General features: G+C 64.6%; 1 pseudogene. It reads left to right on the forward strand.

The annotated features are described in order from the left end of the window. Positions 1 to 233: pseudogene (locus E0702_RS17585) on the forward strand (hypothetical protein); the annotation flags it as partial. Between the last annotated feature and the right edge of the window lie 35 nt (positions 234 to 268).

Raw genomic sequence — 268 nt, forward strand, 5'->3', positions numbered from 1 at the left:
CGGCGGGCATCCCGGTGCGTATCCCGGCCTCAACCGACGGGCCGACGCTTGGGTCGGCGATCCTCGCCGCTCATGGCGCGGGATACTTCGCGACCATAGACGAGGGTATCGCGGCGATGGTCAAACCCGGTCGCGTGATAGAGCCGAATCCGAAAGCCGTGCAGGCCTATGAAGAGATCTACGCTCGTTACCTGGCGCTTTATCCGGCCCTCAGCGGAGCACTTGCGCGTTAGCCCGCGTTGCCGGAGCACTTTGGCGCGCAATCAAC

It is taken from the genome of Halomonas marinisediminis (genome assembly GCF_004347715.1).
Lineage (GTDB): Bacteria > Pseudomonadota > Gammaproteobacteria > Pseudomonadales > Halomonadaceae > Halomonas > Halomonas icarae.